We start from the raw sequence: 26,727 nt of genomic DNA, 5'->3' as shown, positions 1-26,727 counted from the left end.
AATCCAAAAAGAGAGAACTGTCTCGGGTCAGTCTTGGAAAAAATGTTCTTTTATCAATCTTAATTAGACAATACCTCTTTTCCTAGATAAAGAACCACCTCTGTCCCTTCTCCTCCTGATTGGGCATGATGGTCAAAAATTTCAAAATGGTATCCTACATTCTCACTTTCATTGAAGTACCTCAATCTCTCCGAGGTAAGGTTGATTCCAAGAGATTGTTTTTTGATGATCTTATTGACCATCAATTCCTCAGATTTCTTTCTTCCTACACCATTGTCCCGGATAGATATCACCAGATTGCCTTCTGATTTAAAAACTTTCAATACAATGTTTTTATCCCCTTTTTTCATCGTGAGTCCATGCCATATCGCATTTTCCAGAAAAGGCTGCAAAATCAAAGGCGGCAACTTGCTGTTTCTCAGGTCTACATCTTCCCCGATGATGATTTCAAAATTGATGCTTTTTTCAAACCTTATGGACTCCAGACTGACATATAGCTTGGCAATATCAAGTTCCTCTCCCAATTGAATGCTGAACACCCTCGAACTTTCGAGAACCATCCTGATCAATTTTGCAAATTTATTGAGGTAGGTGATTGCATTTTCTTTGTCATTTTCGATAAGATAGACCTTGATGGAATTGAGCGCATTGAATATAAAATGCGGATTCATCTGACTTCTCAGTGATTGAAGGTGAAGAAGGGTGATTTCCTTTTCATAGTCAGCCTTTAATTTTGCCATCCGTTGTTCTTTGGCATCAGCTTCGAGGGTATTGATTTTTTTCTCTTTGAGCTTTAGTTCCTCCTGAAGTTTTTCATTGAGCTGTGCCCTCAGGATTTCATTCTCTCCCAATTGGTCAAAAAGGTCTTTTTGAATGGAGATTTTCTCATTATACACCTCCCGTTGTTTGATGGCAAGGGCGAAAGTGTAGAGAAAATTTTCGATTAAAACAGGGATATAATACAGGTAATAATACTTATTGGTGAAACTGACATCCTTTCCAAAAGTCAAAAAAGCGAAGATGGACGTGAAGACCGCCAAAACCAAAAATCCTGTGAGAATAAAATATTTGACTTTTTCAGGAATCCTTATGACCAGAAATATTCCAAAAAGTGTAAATAAAAGGGTGATGGGCATAAAAATATTGATGTAAAAACCCCGCATCAAGTCATATCCATCCCACAGATACCGTCCCGCTACCAAAGTCCCAAAAACCAAACTAATGACTATGGCATACTTGGTAAAAAATGCTTTGAATTTGGGGTAATGCTTTTTGAAATTGAGGATTTCCAGAATAAAAAAGGAAAACAACAAATAGCTCGCAAACTGCACCGGGAAATTGGTATGGATAAAAAGGTCCGGCCAAGAATTGTAGATATCTTCGATAAATACCCCTTTTACCCTTTTGATCAGGTTAAAGGCATTGATAAAGGCATAAACGCTGTAGAATAAATAGAACTTCTCCTTGTTTTTGATATACAAGAAGAAATGGTAAAGTGATAGATAAAAAAGAATAGCAGTCACTGCCAAACCCAACCCGTTATAGTTGCTGTTCTCAAAGAAAGCCATCCAAAACCCTGCTTCTTCACCCTCCTTCATATCTTTTTTCGATTAAAACATGTTTAAAAATCCCGCTTTTTTTAATCTTGAAACAGGAAGGGAAATTCCAGTTGCTAAAACCACCTTTGAAGTGTTTTTTTCAAATACGCTGACTTTCTGAAGATTGATCAGATAACTGTTATGAATTCGAAAAAACTGCTCCGAAGGCAACATTTCTTCAAGGTATTTCAGTTTTTTAGAAACATACACCACCCCGTCATTTTCTGTAATTATTCGCGAATAACTCCCGTCGCTTTCACAATAAACAATGTCCGCGGGATTCAAAAAAACCATCTTGTCATCAGAATTGATTTTTAACCTTGTCCCCTGAAAGACTATCTTTTCATTTTTAAAGACCTCTCCCGAATTCCTTTTTTTCTTGTTTTCGCTTATCCTTTGGATAGCATCGGCCAACTCATCTTTTTCTATGGGTTTCAATAAATAGTCAAGGGCTCTTTCTTTGATGGCCTGAATGGCATGCTGCGCATAAGCCGTCACAAATACAACCTCAAAATCCCTGTCCTTGAAATACTCAAGAAATTGAAAACCATCTATTTCCGGCATTTCTATGTCAAGAAATACCACGTCAGGCTGCAATCCTTCAATTTTCCTAATAGCCTCGATGGCATTGGAAAAGGTTCCCACCACATGGATTTTGTCGGAAAAAAAATTCAGATCCCATTCCAAAGATTGGATCGATTTGGGCTCGTCATCGATTATTATTGCTCTTATCATGCAGATAGAAAAAAGATGCTGGATTTTGGTGCATGGGTATCTTTTTCATCTCTAAATTATAAAAATCAAGATAAATCAAACATTTAATTGTTCAGAACCCATTGCTCTGACATACTAAGTGATCTACAGGCGATACCAAAAACAGCAGATTTCAAACTGATTGCATGCCAAAACATGCCTGTTATGAACAATTGGACACATATGGCCTTAAGCCAGATTATTTTTTAGAACTTAAAGCCTTTGTTAAAAAGCATGCGACACTTTTCTAAGTCCCTAAAATTTTTAAGCCTTTTGGCAGTTTTACACTCCCTCTTTGCGGTGGGATATGGTCAGACAGACCTTTCTTTTAGACAGCTTTCTGTCAATGACGGGCTTTCCCAAAATTCGGTTGTCTCGGTGGCACAGGACATTGATGGCTTTTTGTGGATTGCGACCCAAGAAGGCCTCAACAGGTTTGACGGCAAAGAATTTGTCATCTATAACAGGAAATTTTTAGATGTCACCGAAAACGATAGGCTTTTGTTGGGAAAGGTCTTTGCAGATAGCAAAAACAGGATCTGGATCATTCCCGAATCTTCTGTACCTGAGCTGCTTGACAGGGAGGTCAACGACTTTGTGGCTATTGAAGGAATCCAGGCTGCCAACTGTATTTTTGAAGACAAAAAGGGAAACGTGTGGTTCGGAACACTTTCAGGTCAATTATATAGGTGGAATGATTCGATCCAAAAAGCAGAAATGATCTGGTCAGACCCCGCAATGGAGTTTGCTGCCATATCAGATTATGACGGACAGCAAATGCTCATCACTTTCAGCCACCACCTGGCACTTTGGAATCCTGAATCTTACAAGTTGACGCAGATCTGGGAAACCAACAAAAACATCAAACTATCCTCGGCAAAAACAGATCAGGAAGGTAAAATCTGGATCGGAACATTGAAAAACGGAGCTTGGATTATAAAAAGTCCCGGAGAAAAGGCAATTCCCCTATCTGATTACTTTTCTGATCCCACCGACCAAAACGAAATGATTTTAGACATCTTCATAGACTCTAAAAAAAAGGTTTGGTTCGCTACCTATGGTGAAGGTGCTGCCATCGTCGATGAGGAGAAAAAGACAGTTCAGAAATTCAGATATTCCAAGCAAAACCCCCGGTCAATTTACTACAATGATATTCTTTGTGTTTTTGAGGACTATACCGGGACATTATGGTTTGGCTCAGATGGAGCCGGCTTGAGTTTTTATGATGCTTATTTGGAAAAATTCAATTTTTACCATAACGCGCAGGTACCTGAAGATATCAATATTGATGTCGTCAGGGCTATTTTTGTGGAAAACAACAACCAAGTTTGGCTGGGAACCTCCGGAAAAGGACTGACAAGATTCAATCCTACTACAAAATCATGGAAGACTTTTCAGCATCAGCCATCCAATCTCCAAACCATCTCAAGTGACCGGGTGATGAGCCTCCTAGGCGATGGAGAAGACAAACTATGGATCGGCTATCAGGATGAAGGATTGAGTATTTTGGATCTGAAAACAAATACCTTTCGCCACTTCAATGAGAGGACTGCCGTCAAATTACCAAATACGAGCGTGTGGAAAATCCATAAAGACAAAGAAAACAGGTTTTGGCTTTGCACCCGAAATGAAGGATTGATCTGGTTTGATCCTCAAAAGGGAGTGATCAAAAAGTTTACCCACGACCCCTCGGATCCAAACAGCATTCCCGATAACAATATCAGGACCATCACTGATGGTGATGATGGTGAATTGTGGATCGGTACAGAAAACCATGGCATTGCAAAATTTGACCTTAAAACCGAAAAATTCTACCCGATCCAAAAACAAGAAGGAAGCCAGCAAGCTATCAGCAGCAACAGCATCAAGTCGCTGTATTTTGCCAAAAGGAATGTCTTATGGATCGGAACCAATGGTGCCGGGCTCAACCGACTTGACCTTAATTCCATGGAGTTATCGGTTTTTAGCACAAAAAACGGCCTTCCAAATGACGTCATTTATGGGATAATGCCAGATCAGAATGGGAACCTCTGGATGAGTTCAAACAAAGGAATCACCAAAGTGGCCGGAAAAAGCTCGGTATCTCCTGAGTTTGATATCACCAATTACAGCAACTACGATGGTTTGGCCACAGAATTTAATACAGGCGCTTATTTCAGGCAAACGGATGGAACCCTCTATTTTGGAAGCTTGGAAGGCTTTTACTGGTTCAATGCCAAAGATATCTTCCTCAATGAAATCGAGCCAAAAACCGCCGTCACAGATATTTTTGTTTTCGACAAAAAAATTCCGATCAAGAATGGGCTTAAACTTGGCCATGATGAAAACACCCTGACAATCAACATGGCCAGTTTGGTTTTTTCCTCTCCAAGAAAAAATGAATTCCGGTATAAGCTGGAAAACCATGACGAGAACTGGGTGCAGGCAGGCAATAACAATCAGGCAAGATATACGGACCTTTCTCCCGGTGAGTATACTTTTTTGGTAAAATCCAGCAACTACGACGGCATTTGGTCCACAGATCCTGTTTCTCTCCAATTCACCGTTCTCCCACCATGGTATTTGACCATTTGGGCCAAATTGATTTATTTTTTGTTTTTCACCCTTTCTTTAATCTGGCTATACCTCTATCTAAAATGGAGATGGAAAATAAAATTTCTCATCAAAATGAAAGTCGATGAAGCCAATAGGCTGTTGGAAATAGACAGGTTCAAGACCAATCTTTTTACCAATATCTCCCATGAGTTCAGGACGCCACTTACGCTGATCGCGGGACCTGTCGAAAGGCTGATGAGTCAGTCCGAAAACCCTGTCTTCAGATCCCAGCTCAACCTCATCAAACAGAATTCCAATCGGTTATTGAATCTTGTCGATCAGCTGTTGGAAGTTTCCAAAATAAAATCAGGAAAGCTCCAACTGAAAATCCAAAAGGGCAATATGGGCCTTTTGCTTCAGTCAATAGTTTCCAATTTCTTCTATTTTGCCGCCGAAAAAGACATCCGCATCAGTCCCGATATCCCGTTGATGACTGAGGTTTGGTTTGACCCGGACAAAATCGAAAAGATTGTTAGCAACCTTCTACAGAATGCCATCAAATACGGAAAACCCGGCACAGTCGTGCGCCTCAGCTCAAAAATCCACGATGGCCAATTGCATTTACATGTCAGCAACCACAGTCAGGTTACTTATACCAAAGAGGAAATTTCCCGTCTTTTTGACAAATTTTATAAACCGGACACCAAAACCGAGGGCTTTGGAATTGGCCTTCCTCTGGTCAAAGACCTTGTCGAACTCCATAAAGGTCAAATCACCCTCGATCTGGAAGATAAAGAGGCATTTAAAGTGTCCATCACCATCCCTGTTGAAAAGTATTCCTTCCGTCCCGAACAGGTAGTGGAAGAGGAAGATTATGAGCAAACCAATGGATATAGGCCACAGGAAATATTAGCAGGAGAAGATGCCCCAATGGTCCTTGTAGTGGAAGACAACCACAAAGTGAGGTCATTTATCATCGGCGAACTCAGTCCCTATTACAAAATACTGGAAGCAGAAAATGGACGCGAAGGTCTTTTCTTAGCCTTAAAGAAAATCCCGGACTTGGTCATATCTGACGTAATGATGCCGGAGATGGATGGAATTGAACTTTGTCAAAAACTCAAAAATGACGAAAAGACATCACATATCCCGATCATCCTCCTGACTGCCAAAACTCAAGAAGAAAACATACTTAAAGGACTCGAAGTAGGTGCGGATGACTACATGTTGAAGCCCTTCGGGATCAAACAGCTTTTGGTTAGGATAGAAAAATTGATTGAATTGCGGCGAAATCTAAGAATACGTTATTCGGGAAAAACAAGTATTTCGCCAAATGACATCGCTATAACCTCCACAGATGAAAAATTCCTGGCAAAATTACAAAGCATTGTAGATGAAGACCTTGGAGATTCAAACTTCACTGTTGATGAGTTTTGCAAAAAACTAGGCATGAGCAGGATGCAGCTGCATAGAAAACTGACAGCCCTTACGGGCCTTTCTACCTCAGCATTTATCCGGGACCAAAGACTCCGGATGGCGGTACAAAGACTTGAAAAATCCGGAGAGTCTATCTCTGAAATAGCCTATGCTGTGGGTTTCAGCTCCCCTTCCTACTTTATCAAATGCTTTAAAGAAACCTATCAGATGACGCCAAATGAATACCTTGAAAAAAGAAATTGAGAATAAGTCAGAAGGAAAATTTTAATAGGATTTTGCTTAGTATTGAAATATGAAAATATCCCAAATCCTATGATATCCCGGACACCTTCCCCGCCTTACTATGCAGTTATTTTTACCAGCATCCGAACAAAAGTGGATGAGGGTTATGGAGAAATGGCGGATCAAATGGTCGAACTTGCAAAAAAGCAACCAGGTTACCTCGGGCACGAATCGGCTAGAGAAGGACTTGGCATCACGGTCAGTTATTGGGAAAGCCTTGATGCCATCCACAATTGGAAAATGGTCAGCGAACACATCTTTGCACAGCGGATGGGAAGGGAAAAATGGTATACCTCCTACAAGACAAGGATTTGTTTGGTAGAGAGGGATTATGGGTTTGGATTGGAAGATTGAAAATTAAAAAGTTGGAAAATTGGAAGATTGAAAAATTGTAAAATTAAAAGGTGGAAGGTTTCAAGGATGCAGACATTTGGAGAAACATTCTTGGAAACAACTTACCTGAAAATTTTCTTATCATCATTTCACCAATTCCCGCTCTCCATTCAGTTCATAGGGTTGGATGAGGACTTCCAAAGGCAGTCCGAGTAATTCTTTGAGGTTTCTGATCATATCTACAGTCATTGCCCTTTTGCGATTGAGTACAAGACTAACAGTAGTTTTGCTGCCTATTGCAGGAATTAGGTCTTTTTCTTTTAAACCCTTCATTTCAATCGCTTCTCTAATCGCAATAATTGGGTCGGGTAAATTAATTGGGTAGTATTCTTTTTCATACTTTTCAATCAGTGTAACCAACAATTCCGCTTCCATTCCCTCAGGGCTATCCGGGTGAGCGTCAAAGACCACAGCCAATCTATTCAAGGCCGTTTCATATTCCTTTTCGGTAGTGATGATTTTATCCCATTTCATTTTTTTAAATTGTTTTTAAAGGTTAAAACTGATCAATTGTGTTCGCGTCAACCTTATTGTATTCGGCATGTGTTCCAATAAATTTGATAAAGACCCATTGCCTAACATAACTTATTTGAACAATCAACCTGTACTTGTTTCCCGCAATGTTGAATACCACTCTGTTATTTTTCACAGGATCAGCATCAGGAAAATCTCTGACAACATCTGAAGACTTCTGCCAAACAGCACTTTTCGTGATCGCAAGCCAAGTTTCAATACTTGCTTTTGCATCAGGATGCCTATTGTAAAACCTGACCAGATTCCTTAAAGCGATAATGTTTTTCAAAGACTTATTTTTTCAACATTTAAATCTAACATAAAGTTTTCAAAATGAAAACAAAAAAATCCAATTCATGCGACTGAAAACTGAGACTGACCACTGCAAACTGTGACTGAAAACTCCCTTTAGCATTCAAAACCACAATTAAGAGATTCTTCGCTTCACTACCAATGACGTGAATCTCTTGGTCGTCACCCTGAGTGAAGCGAAGGGTCTCTTTTTTCTGAGATCTTTCATCCTCGTACCTCGGATTCAAGATGACGCAACACCATACGTCATTTCTTTTCTGAACATTTTAAAATGTTGGGGACTCCGAATGACGATCCCCCTCCCCAAATTCAATCCAAAGCTGCTTTCCTACATATAGACTCTCTTCTTCGACATTGAGGTTGGAGATGCCGATGCCGAAGAGGCGGACAGGGGATTTGAGTTCTTCTTGGTGGAGGAGTTCCAAGGTGGTTTCCCATATTTTTTCGGGTTCGGTAAATTGCTCAAAAGTCTTGCTTCTCGTCTGAACAGTGAAATCGTGGTATTTGATCTTTAGCGTGACAGTTCTTCCTTTGATCCCGCTTCGGCTGATGCGTCGTTTGAGTTCTTCGAAAATCTCCTCCAATTCTACCAGCCACTCTTCCATTTTAGCCAAATCAGTTTCAAAAGTATTTTCAGCACTCAGCGATTTCCGGATGCGGTTAGGTTGGACTTCGCTCAGGTGGATACCGCGGACGATGTTGTAAAAGTGAAGCCCTGATTTGCCAAAACGCTTGCTGAGGTATTGCAGGGAAAATTGCTTCAGGTCAAAACCATTGTGGATGCCGAGTTCTTTCATCTTGTCAGCAGTCACTTTTCCGATTCCAAAAAACCGCTCTATCGGCAACTTCTCCAAAAATGCTTCCGCATCCTTGGGCAAGATGACGGCCTGACCATTGGGTTTGTTGATGTCAGAGGCAGTTTTTGCCAAAAACTTGTTGTAGGAGATTCCCGCTGAGGCATTCAATCCGACTTCTTCTTTGATGCGTTTTCGGATCTCAAGAGCGATTCTTGTCGCAGATGGGTTGTTCACCTTGTTTTCTGTCACATCCAAAAAAGCTTCATCCAAAGAAAGTGGCTCGACCAAATCGGTATAAGCATAAAAAATCTCTCTGATCTGATTGGAAATCTCTTTGTACCGCTCAAATCTAGGAGGAACAAAAATCAGGTGAGGACATTTCAGGGCAGCCATTTTGCCGGACATGGCCGAGCGGACACCGTATTTTCTGGCTTCATAGGAAGCTGCAGCTACCACTCCCCTTTCCCTGTTTCCGCCTACTGCAAGGGGCTTTCCACGCAAGTCGGGATTGTCCATCTGCTCCACAGACGCATAAAAAGCGTCCATGTCGACATGTATGATTTTCCTGACGATTTCCATAAACTATTTTCTTTCCAAAACCTCCATGATCGCAGAAGCCTTGAGCAGACACTCTATATATTCGTAGGCTGCATCCGCATCATAGGTGATCGCCGAACCTACCGCAAAGTATCCTTTGCCTTCATTTTGATCAAAAATAATACTTCGGATAACCACATTGAAATCGAAATCCCCATTCGCTTGAATATGTCCCAAAGTTCCTGAAAACCATCCTCTCTGGAAATTTTCATACTTCTCGATCAATTCCATGCACTTGATTTTTGGAGCGCCTGTCATACTGCCCATCGGAAATGTGGCATGGAAAATTTCCTTAAGACCCACCTCTTTTTTAATAGTGGAACTCACCGTCGAGATCATCTGATGAACTTTGGCAAAGGGATAGACACCAAAAAGTTCCTCCACATCCACAGAACCTGTTTCGGAGATTTTGGAAAGGTCATTCCGCATCAGGTCGACAATCATGAGGTTTTCGGCCCGTTCCTTTTCCGAGTGCAGCAATTGGTTTTTAAGAATTTCATCTTCGACAGCATCCTTCCCTCTTTTGATGGTGCCTTTGATCGGTTGGGAGATAAGTTGATTTCCTTCTTTTTTGAGAAATCTCTCTGGAGAAGCTCCGATAAGATATTTCTCTTTTGCTTTGAATAAAGAGGAAAAAGGCATGGGAGACTTTTCCATCAATTCTTTAAAACCGATAATCGGATTCCAATTTTGACTTTCAAAGGTAAAAGCCATGCAAAAATTTAGCTCATACATGTCTCCTTCCTCGATGTGGTTTTGAATGGCTTTGATGGCAGAGAAATAGTCCTTTCTGGTAGTCAAAGGATTCACTTTTACTGTGGGATTAAACAAAAAAAGTTGGAATGACTCCCTGATTTCTTCCCCTATTCTTTTTCCTTCAGGATGAAATACAACAAAACTTTCTTCACTGAATTCCATCCTGATTTCAGGAATAAAAAATAAGGATTCAGGACAATCGACCGGTATAGAATTGTTGCTCCTGAGTTTTTCAACCTTGTTTTTGTAATCGTAACTGACTATTCCTACCAACTCATTTTTTCCATAAAACCGGTCTGCCTCAGCCAAATCCAAGCATTGATGGGCTGCAAAAATAACATTTGGAAATCCATCATGCGGATAGATGATCCCGTTGTTATGAAAAAATGAAAAATACGGATACTGATTGTCAAACCATTGTAGCAAATGGCTTTTCCAATCAGGATGATCAGGAATCGAAAACACAAACTTTTCTGACATGTTGCAAAAGTAACGTAATGGCTCAAAAAAAAGAGGAAACCTTGCGGCCTCCTCTTTTGGATTTATATACTATGTTGGTTTAGTTTGCTTTGATGTCAAAACCTACAGAAACTGTATTGTAGATGAATTGATCTTTTGCTTTGTCAACTGCAGAGCTTTCGTCATTGTAAGCCAAGCCCCAAGCTGTTCTGTCGATATTGAAACCTGCAGAAGCAGAAACCGCTCCATCCACAATAGACACAGAAGCCGGGAATTTGATGTTTTTGGTAGTACCTCTCATAGTCAGGTTACCTGAAATCCAATGGGTTGGATTGGCAGGAGCAACTTCAGAGTCCTTCTTTGGTGTATTTTCAGAAGCGAATTCTTCTTTGTCTGCAATCGCACCTGCTGCATAAGGCTCTACAGAAGTCAATTCAAAAGTAGCCTGTGGGTGGTTAGCCGCATCAAAGAAATCAGGAGACTGAAGGTGTCCCCAAAGTTTTCCATAAAACTCGTTTGATTCTTCCATATCCTGGATTTTCAAACCGGTGACGTCAAATACAAACTTTGCGCCTGTAAGTTCTTCACCTTGAACAGTCACTTCTCCTGTAGTCACAGGAATAAGTCCAAAATGTTGACCTGTTGGCTTATAGCCTCTCCAATTAACTTGGCTCGTAGATGGATTGATGGCCAAAGTTTTGCCCGTAGCCTCAGCTACTTCAGCTGCTTCTGTTGCATCTACGGTGTCAGATGGTTTGCCACAGGCAACCACAATAAAGGCAAGTGCAATGACCAAACCTGTTTTTTGTAATAGTTTCATAATGTTGAGTGTTGTTGTTTGAATTGAATGTACATACATATGTGTATATACATGTAAAACTATTTTTGGTAAAAAAAGTTCAGATGGTTTAAAAAAAAATAAATTTGACCTTCATGTATTTGTACACAATCAGACTATAGACCGAAAAAAATGGCTTTAATTAAAAGTGTAAGGGGTTTTAGCCCAGTTTTTGGGGACAACTGCTGGATGGCAGAAAACGCGACAATAGTCGGAGATGTGATCATGGGCAAAAACTGTACGGTGTGGTTCAATGCCGTGGTCCGCGGGGATGTACACCACATTCGCATCGGTGATGACACCAACATTCAGGACGGCGCAGTGATTCATTGCACCTATCAAAAATCGGGAACTGTCATAGGGAATAAAGTTTCTATCGCCCACAACGCTGTGGTACATGGCTGCACGATCCATGACAACGTGCTGATCGGCATGGGTGCTATCATAATGGACAATGCCGTGGTCCACTCCGGCGCGGTCATTGCTGCAGGCGCGGTGGTTTTGGCAGGAACAATCGTAGAGGCCAATTCAATTTATGCAGGAATGCCTGCCAAAAAAGTGAAAGAAACAGGCCCCGAAATGATAGAAGTCATAGAGAGGACAGCACGCAACTATCCGATGTATGCAGAATGGTTTAAAGAAAGCGATGCAAAATGAAGGAATTCTTAACCAAATTCAGCACCAACAGAAACATTGCCCTACTTTTTGTCCTGTTTCTGGGATTTAATCTTTGGATCTTACCGGGTATGATGCCGGGAGAAAAACCGCTTGATTTGGAGATTTTTTATACTGCAGACGAAGCCTTTGACAGGATTAACGGATTCACTCCTGAAATCAGGAAAAGCTACCGGATAGGTTTGATGGTTTCGGACATGCTCTATCCATTGGTTTACGGCGCTCTGTTTTCATTCCTTATTTTCAGGCTTTGGCAAAATGAAAAGTTGGTCATTTTTCCCCTTGCCATCCTGTTGTTTGATGTCATCGAAAACATCAGCATCATCAATGTTTTAATTCTATTTCCTGAAAAAAGCCACTTTTGGGGATCATTGGCCGGTATTTCAACAGCTATAAAATGGACCTTTTCCGTGCTAACCATCTTCATTGTCTTGACAGGGGTAGGCAAAAAGATATCGTTGAAAAAATAATATGTATATCCACCTTCTTACCAGTATAGGATTACTTACAGAACGGTCTCGTCCACGATAATTATCGGGATCGACCACCGGAATTTATTGATATTGAAGGGGGGTGGTAGAAATGCGGCAAAGCCGCATTTCTACCACCCCCCTCTGATCTCACGATAACTGTTCACCGAGCTTGCCGAGGTGTGGAAAATTGATATTTGGCTACTGGTATAAAAGCGGATAATCATATAGAATAATTTCAAGACCAATTTTTTTATGATGATTGAAAGGAGTAAGCATTTAAAATAATCAAGGTATCAGTTTCCTGCAATGCCAAAATTTACCGGAATTGATATCTCCAAAAATAATTACGCTTACCATTTTTTAAAAATCTATTCTTTTTTGACCTCTTTTTTCTCCTTAACCAATTTGATAAAATATAAATTATGCAGGGTAAAATATTTATTTGAATCAGGTCCCGAAAACTTTAACCATATTTTTTTGTGAATCCCCAAAAGCGGACTATTTTTATTCAGATAAGAAAATTTTGTGTTATGAAAGAGGAATATTTTAAGTGGTACTCACCCCACCTGCATAGAGAAGTACAAATGCTATCGTTTGGTCATGCGGGTTATCCAGTTGTATTGTACCCGACCTCAATGGGATCATTCCACGAAAACAGGGACATGGGTTTGATAGGATCGGCAAGTTGGTTTATCCAACAAGGTTTGGTGCAGATATTCTGCCCGGAAAGCAATGACAGGGACAGTTTTTACAACAAGCAAATCCATCCCCATCAGCGGATCCAAAATCACATTGCCTATGACCACATGATCCGCCATGAAATAGTCGAAAAAATCAGGCATAACACTTCGGTCGGCAAGGTCGTCGTGGCAGGTTGCAGCTTTGGAGGATACCACGCGGCCAATTTTGCTTTCCGATATCCCGGTTATGTCAGTCACATGTTTTCATTGTCCGGGGCGTTTGAAATCAGAAACTTCATGGATGGGTATAACCATGGCGATATCTTTTACAATTCCCCATTGGAATTTTTGCCGGGCAACCATGACGGTGATTTGTGGAAAATGGACATCGTCCTTGGGACTTCCAATTGGGACATCTGTTTTGATGCCAATATCAAGCTAAGTGATACCTTGGAAGGAAAAAGCGTCCGTCATTGGCTTGATGTGCGCAAGGACAAGCACCATGATTGGCCTATCTGGAAGGAAATGTTCCCCCACTATTTATCAAGAATCAAGTTCAATTAACCAAATACCAACCATATATGAAAAAGATAGGAATTCTGTTTGGCATGGAAGACACTTTTCCCCATGCATTTGTCGAAAGAGTCAATGAAAAAAAAGAAAAAGGAATTATTGCAGAACCTGTTTTGATCGATAAGGTAATCCAAAACCAACTTTCTGAGTATGATGTCATCATAGACAGGATCTCACAGGATGTTCCGTTTTACCGTGCTTATCTGAAAAACGCCGCTTTGGCAGGCACCGCCGTGATCAACAACCCCTTTTGGTGGAGTGCAGATGACAAGTTTTTTAACAATGCCCTCGCCGATCAATTGGGTGTACCGCTGCCAAATACCGTGATTTTGCCCTCTGCACAGCATCCCACTGACACCACGCCGAAGTCATTCAGAAATTTGAAAATGCCGTTGGATTGGCAGGGGATTTTTGACTATGTAGGGTTTCCAGCCTATATGAAACCCTATGCGGGCGGGGGTTGGAAAAACGTATACCGTTTGGAAAACAAAGAAGAATTTTTCCAAAAGCACCAAGAGACAGGCCAATTGGTTATGTTGCTTCAAGAAGAAATCGTATTTCAGGAATATTTCAGGGTGTATTGCCTTGGGGGAAAAGCGGTCCGCATCATGCAGTATGAACCGCGTAATCCACACCATCTCCGCTACGTGGTAGATGGACCTCCTGCCAGTAAAAAGCTATTGGCAACAGTGAAGGATTACACCATCAAACTTTGTGAAGGGTTGGGATATGATTTCAATACAGTAGAATTTGCTGTAAAAGACGGTGTCCCTTATGCCATCGACTTTGGCAATCCCGCGCCGGATGCAGACATCAACTCGGTAGGTCAGGCAAATTTTGATTGGGTGGTGGAAGAAGCCGCAAAAATGGCGATTGCCTATGCCAAATCACATAAACCAGGTCAGGTTAACCTCACTTGGGGCACTTTTATGAAAAATGCTGTCAGCTCCGCAAAAAGATTCTGATATATGAGAAAGTTACCTGTATTTACTTTAGGGGTCGAAGAAGAATATCAAATCATCGACCCCAACACCAGGGACCTGAGATCCCATATGTCCAAAATTGTGGATGGTGCCAAAATCATCCTGAAAGAGCAGGTAAAGGCAGAAATGCACCAATCTGTGGTGGAAGTTGGAACCAATATCTGCCAAAACATCGCCGATGCACGACAGGAAGTCTCTTATTTGAGAAGAAAAATAGTGGACTTGGCCGATGAGCAAAAATTAATTGTCGGTGCATCGGGAACCCATCCGTTTTCTAAATGGCAGGAACAACCCATCACCGATGATCCGAGGTACCACATGATTGTCAATGAACTTCAGGATACCGCAAGGTCCAATTTGATTTTTGGCCTACATGTCCACGTAGGCATCGAAAACAGGGAGCTTGCGCTTCAGATCATGAATCAGGCTTGCTATTTCCTTCCGCATATTTATGCGCTTTCGACCAACTCCCCTTTTTGGGAAGGAAGAAACACAGGCTTTAAAGCATTCAGAGCTCACGTTTTCGCAAAGTTCCCGAGAACAGGACTTCCGGAATATTTTGATTCGGTGCAGTCTTATGACAATTTCCTCGAGACTTTGGTCAAGACAAACTGTATCGACAATCCGAAAAAAATCTGGTGGGACCTGAGGATGCATCCTTTCTTCAGCACGATCGAATTTAGGATTTGCGATATGTGTCTGACCGTGGACGAAACGATCTGCATCACGGCATTGATCCAGGCGGTTGTCGCCAAGCTCTACAAAATGAGCATGATGAATACCAGCTTCAACATATACCGGATAGCCTTGATCAGGGAAAATAAATTCCGTGCTGCAAGGTATGGGACAGATGGGTTGATGATTGACTTTGGTCAGAAAAAAGAAGTCGCTTACAAGGAATTGATGGTGGAGCTGTTGGAGTTTATCGATGATGTGGTGGATGAATTGGGTAGCAGGGAAGAAATCAATTATGTCTATGAAATCCTCAAAAACGGCACCGGTGCAGACAAGCAATTGGCTGTATTTGAAGAGAAAAACCATGATTTGTCCAAAGTCGTGGACTTCATCGTGGGAGAGTTTACCAAAGGAATCTGATGAGAACGGGATTTTGAATGTAGGTTGGGAAATACTTTTCACCGATCTACATTCAATATTCTTTAACTTTCGGCCCGAAAAATCAAACAATCACCATGCAAGAAAAAATCAAAGTTGCTGTTTTGGACATGTACAACGGCAAAGCCAATCAGGGCATGCGTTGTATCCATGATATTGTAGGAAGATTTGGCGGCGAACTGAGTCTTGAGGTTTTTGATGTCAGACAAAATGCGGCTGTCCCCAATGTAGAAGACTTCAATCTCTACATTTCGTCAGGTGGACCCGGAAATCCCCTCGAAGGTGATGGTATTTGGGATGCAAAATATTACCAACTGATCGATGATATCTCGGTTTGGAATCAGACCAATGAAAGAAAAAAATATATCCTTTTCATTTGCCATTCTTTTCAGATGGCAGTACAGCATTTTGGCCTCGCAGAAGTGACCAGGAGAAAATCCACCTCTTTTGGGGTAATGACCATCCACAAAATCGAATCCGGAATGACTGATCCGCTTTTTGAGGGATTGGACAATCCCTTTTGGGCGATTGATTCCAGAGATTATCAGGTAGTGAAACCCCATCTGAAAAAATTCAAAGAAATGAATGCGCATATCATCGCTCTTGAAAAATACCGAAACCATGTAGAATATGAAAGAGCAATCATGGCCATCAGGTTTTCACCGGAAATGGTAGGAACCCAATTCCACCCCGAAGCTGATCCTGTCGGTTTTTTGAGCCACCTCAAAAAGCACGAAGTCAGGGATGAAATCATTGCCCTGAGGGGAAAGTCCCGGTACCTAGCCATGCTCGAGCACATTGTCGAAGAGCACACCATCTACAAAACCAACGAAACGCTGATACCAAACTTCCTTTCCCAATCCATCCAATTTATCAAAGAGCAACAGGCCATCCTTCACTAATTAATGAAATATGATTCAGCAGCATCGGGAATTTTTCAACAACGGATTCAGCAAAGAAAAATATCAGGCTTTCCTAAATGACCTAGCCTCAGATTTTGACTACTTACCGACATTTAGGGTTGCAGAGACCCCTTTTTTTATTCCAAATCAATTGAAAGACCAACTGTTGGAAGGTTGTCAGCATGTCATTGATTTCATCAAAAGAAAGGATTTCAACCAACTCACCGAACCTTCATTAGGTTTCAATTTCAATGTCCCAAACCAAAACAGCAATACTGAATTCTTGGCTATCGACTTTGGAATCTGTGAGGAAGATGGCAAGATCATTCCCAAGTTGATCGAAGTACAGGGCTTCCCATCCGTATTCAATTTTCAGTATAACCTTTTTGAGAAAATCAAAAAAGCCTATCCCTATCTTTCCCAATTCACTCCCTACTTCAATGACCTAGACGCCGATGGATACCTGAATATTTTCAAAGAAACTGTCCTAAACGGGCACAAACCCGAAGAAGTCATTTTGCTCGAAATCGAACCTGAAAAACAAAATACGAAGATTGACTTTTACTATTGCCAAAGGGATCTCGGAGTTCCTTTTGTCTGCGTCACCGAGGTGATCAAAAAAGGGAAACAGCTTTTCTATACCAACAAAGAAGGTAGAGAAATCAGAATCAAAAGGATTTATAACAGGGTGATTTTCGATGAATTGGAGGCAAGAAAAGACCTCAACATGCAATTTTCTTTTTTGGAGGAACTGGATGTGGAATGGGCAGGCCACCCAAATTGGTTTTATCGCATCAGTAAATTTATCCTGCCATATTTAAATGGCCCCTATTTCATAGAGACAACTTTATTGAGCGAGTTGAAGGAAATACCTGAGGATTTGGAAAATTACGTTTTGAAGCCTTTGTTTTCCTTTTCAGGAAGCGGGGTGATTTTTAATGTCAAAAAATCCGATGTTGAAGCGGTAAAAGACAAAGACCTTTACATCCTTCAGAAAAAAGCCAAGTACGTCCCTGTTCTCCAAGCCATTGAAGGAAAGGTTAAAGCCGAGGTGCGGATTTTGGCTGTTTGGCCGGAGAAAGACGAAAACCCTACCCTGATCGGGAATCTTGTAAGGTTAAGCCGTGGAGAAATGATCGGAGTCAAATTCAACAAAGACAAAGATTGGGTAGGCGGCACTTTGGGATTGTTTGAAAAATAGTTGGCTCAAATATTTTCGAGCAATTCATCCAAACCCACTATTTCGTATCCGGATTTTTGCAAAATTTTGATCAAATCCGGAAGGAGTTTATAAAATTTATCTGTTCGCTTTTCCCCTACCCCAATGTGCAGAAGTATCATATAACCATTGAGTCCACTCGGGTCTTTGAATTCAGCCTGCCGGATAGTTTGCATGATTTCTTCCGAACTGATATAATTCTCCATTCCCGGATCGGTGTAATCAGCATTGGTTCTCGGGCCCGGTGTAAAATTGATGAGCTGAAAACCCAGCTTGCCGGTCCATTCACTGATGTTCTGATTGTACCATTCGTAGGGAGGTAAAAAATATTTGGCATCTTCCTGTTCAATCCCAAACCTCTTCATCTCGGAATAATTGTCCAACAGGTCTTTTGAAAAAGTATACCTGTCAATCAATAACTGTGACCTGTCCTCCCAAGAACAATAGAGAAGGTGCTTGTCCGAATGGGCACCAAGATAATGGCCTTTGTTTTTAAGGGCTTTGATCAACGGTTCAAACTCATGATTCCTATAAAAATCCCCCGTAAAGAAAAATGAAGCTTTGAGATTACTCCGCTCCAAAGTTTCCAAAATTTCCCAACCCCCTTCAGCGTATTCATGACCTGTCAATACGAGAGAAACCTGTTTTTTGGAGATGTCCCCTCTGATAATTCCGTCCAACAAACATTGGTTTTGACAAAAGGATTCCTGATAAAAAAATAGAAAAAAAGCCATTAACAGGCTAAATCGGACTAGGTTGGTTTTCATGAGATAGATATAAATAATTACTGAGGGCTGATTCCACCATCACATTGCCTACCTAATTTTAATAGGATGGAATTTAACAGTGGATTGATTTTGCTTAAATAACTGCTTGTCCCTGACAAAAAGGTTCTATTTGGACTAAAAACAGCTGACGTTTAAGGGAATTGGTTTGGGGTGATACTTACTATACCTGCGAGATTTTGCACAATATTCCAAAAAAATCACTCAAATCAAAATAAACCAATACCGCCTGATTAAAATCACTTTATTTTTACAATCTTTTTGATAGTTTCATGACTTCAAATCTTTTGAGCATATATTTATCGCCATCACATTTTCAACCAATGATAATAGGGATTTTAAAAGAACCCCAAGACGAGTCCAGGGTAGCACTTTTGCCGGAAGCGGTCAAAACTCTCCTCAGCTGGAAGGTCTCGGTTTGGGTAGAAACACATGCAGGCGCCAGAGCCTATGCATCGGATGAACTCTACAAAGAAGCCGGAGCAGAAATCCACAGCAGACAGGAAATACTAACACAATCAGATTTGGTCATCGGTATCCAGCCAATCTCCCAAGCGGAAATTGCCGGATTGAAACCAGAGGCAGTGCTGATGGGACAAATGGGTGCCTTGTTCAATCCTGAACTTACCAAATACCTGATCCAAGAAAAAAAGACTGCATTCAGCATGGAGTTGGTTCCGAGGACCACCCGCGCGCAATCCATGGATGTGCTTTCTTCCATGGCTACAGTCACAGGTTATAAGGCAGTGCTCATGGCGGCAAATCTCCTTCCGAGATTTTTTCCGATGTTTATGACTGCTGCAGGAAGTATCACTCCTGCAAGGGTCTTGATTTTGGGTGCCGGTGTAGCGGGATTACAAGCCATTGCTACTTCAAGGAGACTTGGAGCCTCTGTTTTTGCATTTGATGTCAGACAGGCAGCCAAGGAAGAAGTACTTTCTTTGGGGGCAAAATTTGTCGATGTCGAAGGCGCCAAGGAGGACAAAGGAGCCGGTGGCTATGCTGTCGAACAAACTCCGGAGTACATCCAAAAACAAAAAGACACCATCCATGAGCATGCCACCAAGGCAGATATCATCATCACTACCGCCCAGATTCCTGGACGAAAAGCACCACAGCTCGTAGAGGAAAGAACTGTCAGGGCTATGAAACCGGGTTCAGTGATCATTGACCTTGCCGCTTCCTCAGGCGGAAACTGTGCACTCTCCCAACCGGATCAAACTGTGGAAGTCAACGGCGTGCGCATTGTCGGAGTCGGAAACCTCGCTTCAAGCATGCCTCAGGATGCCAGCAAAATGTACGGCAAAAACTACCTTAATTTCCTCAAACTGATTATCAAAGACGGGAATCTCAACCTGAATTTTGAAGATGACATCGTCACCGGCACTTGTGTCTGTCATGCCGGCAATCCGATCAGTCCAAGAATCATACAAATGCAAAGCAACTGACCATGGAACAAGTATTAAGTTATATAGGCGAAAACATGGAGATGGTATATTTCCTGTTGTTGGCCATCCTTTTGGGCGTGGAAGTGATTTCCAACGTCCCTGCTATCCTCCATACACCTTTGATGTCCGGTGCCAATGCGATCCACGGAGTGGTGGTCGTAGGTGCCATCATCGTCATGCTGCAGGCTTCTCCTGACAATTACCTTGCCTTGTCAGTCGGCTTTTTGGCCGTATTGGTGGGCACATTGAATGTCATAGGAGGATTTGTAGTGACGGACAGAATGTTGGAGATGTTTAAGAAAAAACCTAAGAAATCATGAGCCTGAACATATTAGAAATCTGTTATCTCATTGCATCCCTGACTTTTATTCTGGGATTGAAAATGCTCAGTAACCCTGATTCGGCAAGAAAAGGAAACCTCATCGCAGCTGCAGGTATGCTGATCGCCATCATTGCGACCATCACCCTATATCAGGATTATGATTCGGGAAAATTGATCAATTACGGGTTGATCTTCCTGGGATTGATCATCGGAACCGTCATCGGAACCATCATGGCAAAAAAAGTCCAAATGACTTCCATGCCCCAAATGGTGTCTTTCTTCAACGGGATGGGCGGTGCCTGTGCGGCTTTGATCGCCATCATCGAATTCCAACACCATCAGCACAGCACGGTTACCGGTTTTGATGGTGAACTGTTGGTGATGCTTTTGGGCCTTTTGATCGGTTCGGTTTCATTCTCCGGCTCTATCATTGCCTACGGCAAATTGGAAGGAAAAATCCAGGATAAAGTATTGCCGATGAACCAAGTCATCAACATGGTCATGTTGGGAACAATAGTCGTATTGATCATCTACCAAATGGTCAGCGGTTCTGACCCTCTCCTATTCTATGTGCTTCTTGGAATTGCTTTGATCTACGGAGTGCTGTTTGTGATGCCGATCGGGGGTGCAGATATGCCGGTGGTGATCTCCCTGCTTAATTCATTTACAGGTATGGCAGCGGCTTTTGGTGGTTTTCTTTATGGCAACAAAGCCATGTTGACAGGAGGTATTCTGGTCGGTTCAGCAGGAACAATCTTAACTATCCTGATGTGTAAAGCGATGAACAGGTCGTTGACCAATGTATTATTGGGTGCATTTGGTAGCGCTGCCCCCGGAGGTGCAAAATCCGCAAGCGGAGACCAATCCGTCCGTGAGATCAGCATCTCCGATACTGCCGTTTTGCTTTCCTATTCACAAAGTGTAGTCATCGTTCCCGGTTACGGATTGGCTGTGGCACAGGCGCAGCATATTTGCCATGAACTCGAAAAATTATTGGAGGAAAAGGGAGTCGAGGTCAATTATGCCATCCATCCGGTGGCAGGGCGTATGCCGGGACACATGAACGTCCTATTGGCGGAAGCTGATGTACCTTATGAAAGGATGCAGGAAATGGAAGAGATCAATTCCAAGTTTGCCAACACAGACGTCGTAGTCGTGATCGGGGCCAATGACGTGGTCAATCCTGCTGCCAAGAATGACCCTTCCTCTCCGATATATGGCATGCCAATCCTCGAAGTCGACCAAGCCAAAAATGTAATCATCCTCAAAAGAGGTATGGCGGCAGGTTATGCCGGTATAGAAAATGAACTCTTCTTCTATCCTAAAACCAGAATGCTTTTTGGAGATGCAAAAGCTACACTACAAAAGCTGACTGCTGAGGTGAAAGAAGTGTAAAAAAATTGTCCGATGAAGGATGACAGATGTTTCGTATCCTTGAATTATTCTTGTTTAATTTAATGAATTGTTAAAAAATATATTCTTTCCTGATTAAAGTCAAAAAAGCCCTCGCTAACAAGCTTGGGCTTTTTGCTTTTCGACTAATCAGACAATCGCATCAATAGTGGCTAAAATTTCAAAAGAAACTCCTGATAACCTATCGATTCTCAATACTCCAAAAAATAAAACTGCTTTCTCTGCGAAGATACATCAGCGAAGAAAAAGCAGTTTAGATGATTTGATCTAATTCTACTAAAATATGCATCTATGCATTGATTTCAGTAAAATGATTTCCCAATTTAAATCATGGCCGGAAACCATAATGAACGGTACATCCCTGCCCGACGGCAGGCGGGGGTCTTCCGACTTCCGTCTTCAAACCCGTTTGTAGAAGATTATTGGCCTCCTGGCAAAGTAGCGGACAACCAAAATAAATAGATCTACCTTACTCCAAAAACATATTCGATCTTATGGCTATAAGTTTCTCCGGGATTCAACCTTGCTGTTGGGAAATCAGGGCGGTTTGGTGAATCGGGAAAAAACTGAGGCTCCAGGCAAAATCCATAGTTTTTGGTGTAGGTCACTCCGTTGGTAGTCTGCTTGCCATCCAAAAAATTCCCGGTATAAAACTGCACTCCGGGCATATTGGAATACATCGTAAAAACCCTTCCGGTACCTGCATGATAGGCTTCCGCCATTTTTGCAAGTTGGCCATCGTGTTCTTTTTTCACCACAAAATTATGGTCATAGCCACTACCGGTATCGGCGATTCTTTCACCGATCTGATGTGGGGTAGTGAAATCAAATGGGGTACCGGCTACAGGAGCAATCTCTCCTGTCGGTATCAGACCGGCATCCACCGGTGTATAGTGCTCGGCAAAAATGGTCATCTCGTGTCCAAGAATATCCTCTTTCATGTCGCTCAGGTTGAAATATCCATGTTGGGTGATATTGACGACAGTCGGCTTGTCCGTCTTTGCCTCGATGTCGATGGAAAGTTTGTTATCTTTTGCCAGTATAAAAGTCATCGTCGTGGTCAAAGTACCGGGATAACCTTCCTCTCCGTCAGGGCTCACATAGGTCATTTTGACTCCGACGGCATCTTCCAATTCCAGCATTTCGGCATCCCATATTTTTTGGTTGAACCCGACTTCTCCTCCATGCAGGTGGTTTTCCCCGTTATTTGTAGCCAATGCATAGGGCTGACCGTCTAATTCAAATTTACCTTTGGCGATCCGGTTGGCATATCTTCCCGCAGTCGCACCAAAAAAGTACCTGTCTGTGACGAAATCCTCCACTTTATTGTAAGTAAGCATGACATTCCCTGAATTGCCATCACGGTCAGGCACGAGTATCCTTGAAATCGTCGCCCCGTAGTTGGTCAGTTCCACTTCCATGCCATTCCCGTTTTTCAGGTTAAATACCTTGGCATCTTTGCCATTCATTTGGATATTTTTTATCATGACTTCAAATTTGATCTGTTCCTCTACCTTTTCCTCTTTAGGAGCTTGGCAGGAAGCCAGTGAATAGTACAATATTAATGTTAGTAAATAGGTTAAGTTTTTCATTTCAATGGGTTTATCAGGTAAATTAAAACTAAATACTAGAAAACGAGGCCTAATTTAAGTGAATATCAATTTTAGTATTTTCAATGGCTTCATTTTTGGAAGTAAGGTAGAAAAACTGTTCTATCTATGAAAAAAATTATCGTATTATCTCTCGCAATCGCTACCATAAGCGTTTCGTGCGTTTCCAAAAAGAAATATGTCCAACTTCAGAATGACAAGTTCCAAACTGAAGCCGCCCTTGCCGAAACACGCCAGGAAAAAGAAGCCTTAGAAGCTGAAAAACAAGTTTTAGAAGATAAAATGGGAAAAATTGAAGCCCGGGTAGCGGAATTCAACAGCAGGATCAATTCCTTGAAAGAAGAAAACGATTCCAAATTCACTTTGAATGGAAAAACTCCGATGTCAAACGACACTAGAGGAAAACTCAATGCAACATTAGCCAATGTCTCTGCCGCCCAACTTGAGGGTGCCAAAAACCTGGAAGATTCTATCAATGTGGCGGTTTCCCATAACCTGATGAAGTCAATCACTGACGGTTCAGCCGAGCAAAATGACGACATCCAGATCACGGTTGACAAAACCGTCGTGATGATCAATGTTTCTGACAGATTACTTTTCAATACCGGTAGCTACCAGGTATCCAAAAATGCTGACAACCTGCTTAAGAAATTAGCCGAAGTCATCAATTCAGAGCCTTCTCTTGAGGTGATGATCGAAGGTCATACTGACCCTAGAACAATCCAGACCGGTGTTCTTCAGGACAATTGGGACCTGAGTGTAAAAAGAGCAACTTCTATCGTAAGGATACTTGAAACCAAATACAATGTATCTCCAGAAAAGTTGATCGCTGCAGGTAGAGCTAGCTACATTCCTTTGGTGGAAAACGACAGTAAAGAAAACATGGCCAAAAACAGAAGAACTAGAATCGTCCTCATCCCTGATATGGATGAGTTTTTTGCCATGATCGAAAATTGAGTTGACTTAATATCCAAACGAAAAAATTTTATTCGAATACAAAAAGCCGGGAAAACTCCCGGCTTTATTTGTTTTGGGCAGATAGGTGGCTAGGCCGAAGGCTTATTTGCTGCCTTTTGGCTCTTTGGATACATAGGGTTCGAATGGATAAACCCTTGGCAAAACTTCTACTCCTGTTGTGACCTTGATCGGCGCTTCACCCGGATAGGAGATTTCCACAAAATAGCCTTTGTATCCTTTTTCTGGTTCTTTGATATCTACCTCATACCTTCCGCTTTCATTGACAAGGATTTCTGAAGAAGTCCATTTTGGTCCCAACGCATCGATCCTGAAATCACGGGATTCCTCATTTTGGGCAGACCAAAGCTTGATGGAGGCAGGTTTCTCATTGGGATCGGTGGTGATCAATATTTTTTCTCCGTCTATCTTCCAATCATATTTAGGTCTATCCTTTCCATTCAATACAGAAGAATAAAACGCAATCATATTGGGCAAGGCATCAGACTCGCTGAGGTCATGTCCAAAGTTAGGGACGTATTGGACGTGCTTTTCTCCAGGCAGGCTGTCCCAATAAAACTTCCAGCTATCCGGCAAGAAGAATTGATCTCCGGTAGCATTGATCAGCAGCTTGGGCATGTCGTAATTCTCCCGGAAAGAATAGGGCTCGGTGATTTCCAGAAGCCTGTCATATTCTTTGGAGCCCTGCCATTCCATAATCCCCTCTCTCACATAATCATCCACAGCAGGCGCCCAAAAACCATAATTTCTCCAGTGATGCTGAAAGGAAGGCACCACGTTGAGTAGGTCGATCACGATGGGAACTATCGCCACCACCCTATCATCTACAGCAGCAGTGGTCCAGGTAGTCCATCCCCTTTTTGAAGCACCGGCTACCACATATTTATCCACTTTTTTACTGTGTTGTTTTTGGGCTACTTCCGTAACCACGTCCATGGCCAGTTTGACAGCTTTGGTCATGGGCAAGCGGGCAAGCCAAAAGGCATCTTCATCCTTTGCTCCCCCTTCCATGAATTTTCTCCATCCGTAAGCGATGATGGCGTCTTCATACCTTTCACCAAAAGTATCATTTGCAAATACGATAGGCTGAAAAGGAATATTGTGAACCTGTGCCACAATGGAATTGGTTTGGGTGGCAGCAGCCAAAATCAAAGCGTCAGGTTCGGTGGGTAACTTGGAGTTTTTACTCCCTCCGCCTATCCACATCATGCCGGTCTGGAAGGGTGTGTCTTTAGGAATCACCACCGAGACATAGTGCCACCATTCTGTGTCATCCACGATTTCTTTGGTAAGCCAATGTTGGGAATACATCTTCATGACATGATAATCGTACCCATCCCCTTCCGAGCTATGGATGATTTCATACCTGAAAGTAGAATCAACGGCATGCACATAATCATGGAGAAGGGTATCGGATTTTTCTGAAGAGGTGATAATTTCTTCCTGTTTGGGCTGACAGCTCCAGCAAGCGAAAAGAAGTACTGCAAGGGAAAATACCCTAAAAATCAATGGATTGAAATGTCGTTTCATAGAGGTGGTTTTATTTGTTTAGCATTTCAAAAGTTACTGAAAAAAAAGCCAACTCTCCAATTTTAAAATATCAGAAGTCCTTAAAATACAAACTAAAAAAAAGCCAGGTTTCAAAGAAAACCCGGCTTTCGAAAATCCATTCAACCTTTATTTATTATCTGCTGGAACGAGAACTTTGTCTATAACGTGGATAATGCCATTGGAGGCTGGAACTGTTGCGATTATTTTACCTCCATTGATCAAAATGGTACCGTCAGCACCGACTTCTACCTCTAGAGACCTTCCATCAGCTGTTCCCAGTTTTCTACCGCTTACAAAAGCATCAGCCTTATACACACCCAACACCACATGGTATTCAAGGATGTCCCTCAGTTTCCTTTGATTTTCGGGTTTGGTGAGTGTCTCCAACGTTCCCGCCGGCAGCGCATCAAATGCGGCATTGGTGGGGGCAAAAACTGTAAACGGACCCACATTGGTCAGCGCATCTACATATTGGGCAGCCTGCAAGGCGGCCACAAGGGTGGTGTGGTCAGGGGAACCAACTGCTACCTGCACGACATTGGGATTGGAATCGTCATCGACAACGCCCGACTGTCCGACAGCTTGGGGAGAGGCATTGTTTTCAGTACTTTGTTGCTGTTCTCCGGAACTGCCACAACTCATTGTTATCAGCAATAAGGCCAATAATGGAAAATATTTGACTAGTGATTTCATATTGTTTTGGGGTTTTGAATGTAGGACAAAAATAATAAAGGA

Annotated in this window: 24 protein-coding genes; 13 read left to right on the top strand and 11 right to left on the bottom strand. The window is 42.0% G+C overall.

The window, feature by feature from the left end; translation table 11 throughout:
- Positions 1-59: 59 nt before the first annotated feature.
- Both MMU05_RS03315 and MMU05_RS03310 read right to left on the bottom strand, forming a co-directional pair.
- Positions 60-1,598, bottom strand: coding sequence for a histidine kinase (locus MMU05_RS03315; protein WP_241140245.1), 1,539 nt, complete (start codon positions 1,596-1,598; stop codon positions 60-62).
- Between the two features lie 12 nt (positions 1,599-1,610).
- Entirely contained in the window at positions 1,611-2,333 is a 723-nt protein-coding gene (locus MMU05_RS03310) for a LytR/AlgR family response regulator transcription factor (protein ID WP_241140244.1), read from the bottom strand.
- Positions 2,334-2,624: 291 nt separating this feature from the next.
- Between MMU05_RS03310 and MMU05_RS03305 the strand changes: the two genes are divergently transcribed.
- Complete coding sequence (locus tag MMU05_RS03305; RefSeq protein ID WP_241140243.1) at positions 2,625-6,566, top strand: hybrid sensor histidine kinase/response regulator transcription factor; 3,942 nt, start codon at positions 2,625-2,627, stop codon at positions 6,564-6,566.
- Between the two features lie 69 nt (positions 6,567-6,635).
- Positions 6,636-6,959: an antibiotic biosynthesis monooxygenase family protein gene (locus MMU05_RS03300; protein ID WP_241140242.1), complete on the top strand. Its 324-nt coding sequence runs from the start codon at positions 6,636-6,638 to the stop codon at positions 6,957-6,959.
- Positions 6,960-7,082: 123 nt separating this feature from the next.
- On the opposite strand, the gene MMU05_RS03295 is transcribed toward MMU05_RS03300, so the two are convergent.
- From MMU05_RS03295 to MMU05_RS03275, 5 genes are all read right to left on the bottom strand, one after another.
- Positions 7,083-7,472 carry a helix-turn-helix domain-containing protein gene (locus MMU05_RS03295; RefSeq protein ID WP_241140241.1) on the bottom strand — a complete coding sequence of 130 codons (390 nt, stop codon included), beginning with the start codon at positions 7,470-7,472 and terminating at the stop codon, positions 7,083-7,085.
- Between the two features lie 22 nt (positions 7,473-7,494).
- Complete coding sequence (locus tag MMU05_RS03290; protein ID WP_241140240.1) at positions 7,495-7,800, bottom strand: type II toxin-antitoxin system HigB family toxin; 306 nt, start codon at positions 7,798-7,800, stop codon at positions 7,495-7,497.
- A gap of 289 nt (positions 7,801-8,089) precedes the next feature.
- Complete coding sequence (dinB, locus tag MMU05_RS03285; RefSeq protein ID WP_241140239.1) at positions 8,090-9,199, bottom strand: DNA polymerase IV; 1,110 nt, start codon at positions 9,197-9,199, stop codon at positions 8,090-8,092.
- A gap of 3 nt (positions 9,200-9,202) precedes the next feature.
- Positions 9,203-10,453 (bottom strand): anthranilate synthase component I family protein, encoded by a 1,251-nt coding sequence (locus MMU05_RS03280; protein ID WP_241140238.1) that lies wholly within the window; start codon positions 10,451-10,453, stop codon positions 9,203-9,205.
- 79 nt (positions 10,454-10,532) lie between these two features.
- A complete protein-coding gene (locus tag MMU05_RS03275; protein WP_241140237.1) occupies positions 10,533-11,252 on the bottom strand; it encodes a YceI family protein in 720 nt (239 codons plus the stop codon).
- Between the two features lie 150 nt (positions 11,253-11,402).
- On the opposite strand from MMU05_RS03275, the gene MMU05_RS03270 reads away from it, so the two are divergent.
- The 7 genes from MMU05_RS03270 (at position 11,403) to MMU05_RS03240 (ending at position 17,870) form a co-directional block, all read left to right on the top strand.
- Positions 11,403-11,927, top strand: a complete 525-nt coding sequence (locus MMU05_RS03270; protein ID WP_241140236.1) for a gamma carbonic anhydrase family protein — start codon at positions 11,403-11,405, stop codon at positions 11,925-11,927.
- On the top strand, positions 11,924-12,415 hold the full coding sequence (locus MMU05_RS03265) for a hypothetical protein (protein WP_241140235.1): 492 nt from the start codon (positions 11,924-11,926) through the stop codon (positions 12,413-12,415). The genes MMU05_RS03270 and MMU05_RS03265 overlap by 4 nt, the downstream gene beginning before the upstream one ends.
- Positions 12,416-12,948: 533 nt before the next feature.
- Complete coding sequence (locus tag MMU05_RS03260; protein ID WP_241140234.1) at positions 12,949-13,662, top strand: alpha/beta hydrolase-fold protein; 714 nt, start codon at positions 12,949-12,951, stop codon at positions 13,660-13,662.
- 17 nt (positions 13,663-13,679) lie between these two features.
- Positions 13,680-14,636 (top strand): ATP-grasp domain-containing protein, encoded by a 957-nt coding sequence (locus tag MMU05_RS03255; RefSeq protein WP_241140233.1) that lies wholly within the window; start codon positions 13,680-13,682, stop codon positions 14,634-14,636.
- A gap of 3 nt (positions 14,637-14,639) precedes the next feature.
- Positions 14,640-15,749, top strand: coding sequence for a carboxylate-amine ligase (locus MMU05_RS03250; protein ID WP_241140232.1), 1,110 nt, complete (start codon positions 14,640-14,642; stop codon positions 15,747-15,749).
- 95 nt (positions 15,750-15,844) lie between these two features.
- Positions 15,845-16,669: a type 1 glutamine amidotransferase gene (locus tag MMU05_RS03245; protein ID WP_241140231.1), complete on the top strand. Its 825-nt coding sequence runs from the start codon at positions 15,845-15,847 to the stop codon at positions 16,667-16,669.
- 10 nt (positions 16,670-16,679) lie between these two features.
- Complete coding sequence (locus MMU05_RS03240) at positions 16,680-17,870, top strand: hypothetical protein (protein WP_241140230.1); 1,191 nt, start codon at positions 16,680-16,682, stop codon at positions 17,868-17,870.
- Positions 17,871-17,875: 5 nt separating this feature from the next.
- Here MMU05_RS03240 and MMU05_RS03235 read toward each other — a convergent pair whose 3' ends face one another.
- Positions 17,876-18,568 carry a polysaccharide deacetylase family protein gene (locus MMU05_RS03235; RefSeq protein ID WP_241140229.1) on the bottom strand — a complete coding sequence of 231 codons (693 nt, stop codon included), beginning with the start codon at positions 18,566-18,568 and terminating at the stop codon, positions 17,876-17,878.
- Between the two features lie 428 nt (positions 18,569-18,996).
- Here MMU05_RS03235 and MMU05_RS03230 point away from each other — a divergent pair, with 428 nt between their 5' ends.
- From MMU05_RS03230 to MMU05_RS03220, 3 genes are read left to right on the top strand one after another with little or no spacing between them, the layout of a single operon-like run.
- Complete coding sequence (locus tag MMU05_RS03230; protein ID WP_241140228.1) at positions 18,997-20,121, top strand: Re/Si-specific NAD(P)(+) transhydrogenase subunit alpha; 1,125 nt, start codon at positions 18,997-18,999, stop codon at positions 20,119-20,121.
- Between the two features lie 2 nt (positions 20,122-20,123).
- The gene (locus MMU05_RS03225; RefSeq protein ID WP_113924364.1) at positions 20,124-20,441 is read left to right on the top strand and encodes an NAD(P) transhydrogenase subunit alpha part 2; all 318 of its coding nucleotides are present in this window, start codon (positions 20,124-20,126) and stop codon (positions 20,439-20,441) included.
- A complete protein-coding gene (locus tag MMU05_RS03220) occupies positions 20,438-21,838 on the top strand; it encodes an NAD(P)(+) transhydrogenase (Re/Si-specific) subunit beta (protein WP_241140227.1) in 1,401 nt (466 codons plus the stop codon). The genes MMU05_RS03225 and MMU05_RS03220 overlap by 4 nt, the downstream gene beginning before the upstream one ends.
- Before the next feature lie 482 nt (positions 21,839-22,320).
- Here MMU05_RS03220 and MMU05_RS03215 read toward each other — a convergent pair whose 3' ends face one another.
- Positions 22,321-23,448 (bottom strand): aldose epimerase family protein, encoded by a 1,128-nt coding sequence (locus tag MMU05_RS03215; protein WP_241140226.1) that lies wholly within the window; start codon positions 23,446-23,448, stop codon positions 22,321-22,323.
- Between the two features lie 126 nt (positions 23,449-23,574).
- Here MMU05_RS03215 and MMU05_RS03210 point away from each other — a divergent pair, with 126 nt between their 5' ends.
- Complete coding sequence (locus MMU05_RS03210; RefSeq protein ID WP_241140225.1) at positions 23,575-24,423, top strand: OmpA family protein; 849 nt, start codon at positions 23,575-23,577, stop codon at positions 24,421-24,423.
- A gap of 102 nt (positions 24,424-24,525) precedes the next feature.
- Here MMU05_RS03210 and MMU05_RS03205 read toward each other — a convergent pair whose 3' ends face one another.
- Entirely contained in the window at positions 24,526-25,971 is a 1,446-nt protein-coding gene (locus MMU05_RS03205) for a PhoPQ-activated pathogenicity-related family protein (RefSeq protein ID WP_241140224.1), read from the bottom strand.
- Between the two features lie 147 nt (positions 25,972-26,118).
- On the bottom strand, positions 26,119-26,685 hold the full coding sequence (locus MMU05_RS03200; protein WP_241140223.1) for a fasciclin domain-containing protein: 567 nt from the start codon (positions 26,683-26,685) through the stop codon (positions 26,119-26,121).
- Positions 26,686-26,727 lie beyond the last annotated feature (42 nt).

Source organism: Cognataquiflexum rubidum, from assembly GCF_022538115.1.
GTDB classification, from domain to species: Bacteria; Bacteroidota; Bacteroidia; order Cytophagales; family Cyclobacteriaceae; genus Cognataquiflexum; species Cognataquiflexum rubidum.
The sequence above is the reverse complement of the archived record's forward strand: the minus strand, read 5'-3'. Positions and strand labels throughout refer to the sequence as shown.

What these genes read in the sequence shown, in the direction of transcription:
- MMU05_RS03310 (WP_241140244.1), bottom strand. Translation starts at nt 2,333, where the DNA reads ATGATAAGAGCAATAATAATCGATGACGAGCCCAAATCGATCCAATCT.
- dinB (WP_241140239.1), bottom strand. Translation starts at nt 9,199, where the DNA reads ATGGAAATCGTCAGGAAAATCATACATGTCGACATGGACGCTTTTTAT.
- MMU05_RS03225 (WP_113924364.1), top strand. Translation starts at nt 20,124, where the DNA reads ATGGAACAAGTATTAAGTTATATAGGCGAAAACATGGAGATGGTATAT.
- MMU05_RS03210 (WP_241140225.1), top strand. Translation starts at nt 23,575, where the DNA reads ATGAAAAAAATTATCGTATTATCTCTCGCAATCGCTACCATAAGCGTT.
- MMU05_RS03200 (WP_241140223.1), bottom strand. Translation starts at nt 26,685, where the DNA reads ATGAAATCACTAGTCAAATATTTTCCATTATTGGCCTTATTGCTGATA.
- MMU05_RS03245 (WP_241140231.1), top strand. Translation starts at nt 15,845, where the DNA reads ATGCAAGAAAAAATCAAAGTTGCTGTTTTGGACATGTACAACGGCAAA.
- MMU05_RS03315 (WP_241140245.1), bottom strand. Translation starts at nt 1,598, where the DNA reads ATGAAGGAGGGTGAAGAAGCAGGGTTTTGGATGGCTTTCTTTGAGAAC.
- MMU05_RS03295 (WP_241140241.1), bottom strand. Translation starts at nt 7,472, where the DNA reads ATGAAATGGGATAAAATCATCACTACCGAAAAGGAATATGAAACGGCC.
- MMU05_RS03270 (WP_241140236.1), top strand. Translation starts at nt 11,403, where the DNA reads ATGGCTTTAATTAAAAGTGTAAGGGGTTTTAGCCCAGTTTTTGGGGAC.
- MMU05_RS03275 (WP_241140237.1), bottom strand. Translation starts at nt 11,252, where the DNA reads ATGAAACTATTACAAAAAACAGGTTTGGTCATTGCACTTGCCTTTATT.
- MMU05_RS03240 (WP_241140230.1), top strand. Translation starts at nt 16,680, where the DNA reads ATGATTCAGCAGCATCGGGAATTTTTCAACAACGGATTCAGCAAAGAA.
- MMU05_RS03230 (WP_241140228.1), top strand. Translation starts at nt 18,997, where the DNA reads ATGATAATAGGGATTTTAAAAGAACCCCAAGACGAGTCCAGGGTAGCA.
- MMU05_RS03215 (WP_241140226.1), bottom strand. Translation starts at nt 23,448, where the DNA reads ATGAAAAACTTAACCTATTTACTAACATTAATATTGTACTATTCACTG.
- MMU05_RS03250 (WP_241140232.1), top strand. Translation starts at nt 14,640, where the DNA reads ATGAGAAAGTTACCTGTATTTACTTTAGGGGTCGAAGAAGAATATCAA.
- MMU05_RS03205 (WP_241140224.1), bottom strand. Translation starts at nt 25,971, where the DNA reads ATGAAACGACATTTCAATCCATTGATTTTTAGGGTATTTTCCCTTGCA.
- MMU05_RS03255 (WP_241140233.1), top strand. Translation starts at nt 13,680, where the DNA reads ATGAAAAAGATAGGAATTCTGTTTGGCATGGAAGACACTTTTCCCCAT.
- MMU05_RS03300 (WP_241140242.1), top strand. Translation starts at nt 6,636, where the DNA reads ATGATATCCCGGACACCTTCCCCGCCTTACTATGCAGTTATTTTTACC.
- MMU05_RS03265 (WP_241140235.1), top strand. Translation starts at nt 11,924, where the DNA reads ATGAAGGAATTCTTAACCAAATTCAGCACCAACAGAAACATTGCCCTA.
- MMU05_RS03220 (WP_241140227.1), top strand. Translation starts at nt 20,438, where the DNA reads ATGAGCCTGAACATATTAGAAATCTGTTATCTCATTGCATCCCTGACT.
- MMU05_RS03280 (WP_241140238.1), bottom strand. Translation starts at nt 10,453, where the DNA reads ATGTCAGAAAAGTTTGTGTTTTCGATTCCTGATCATCCTGATTGGAAA.
- MMU05_RS03260 (WP_241140234.1), top strand. Translation starts at nt 12,949, where the DNA reads ATGAAAGAGGAATATTTTAAGTGGTACTCACCCCACCTGCATAGAGAA.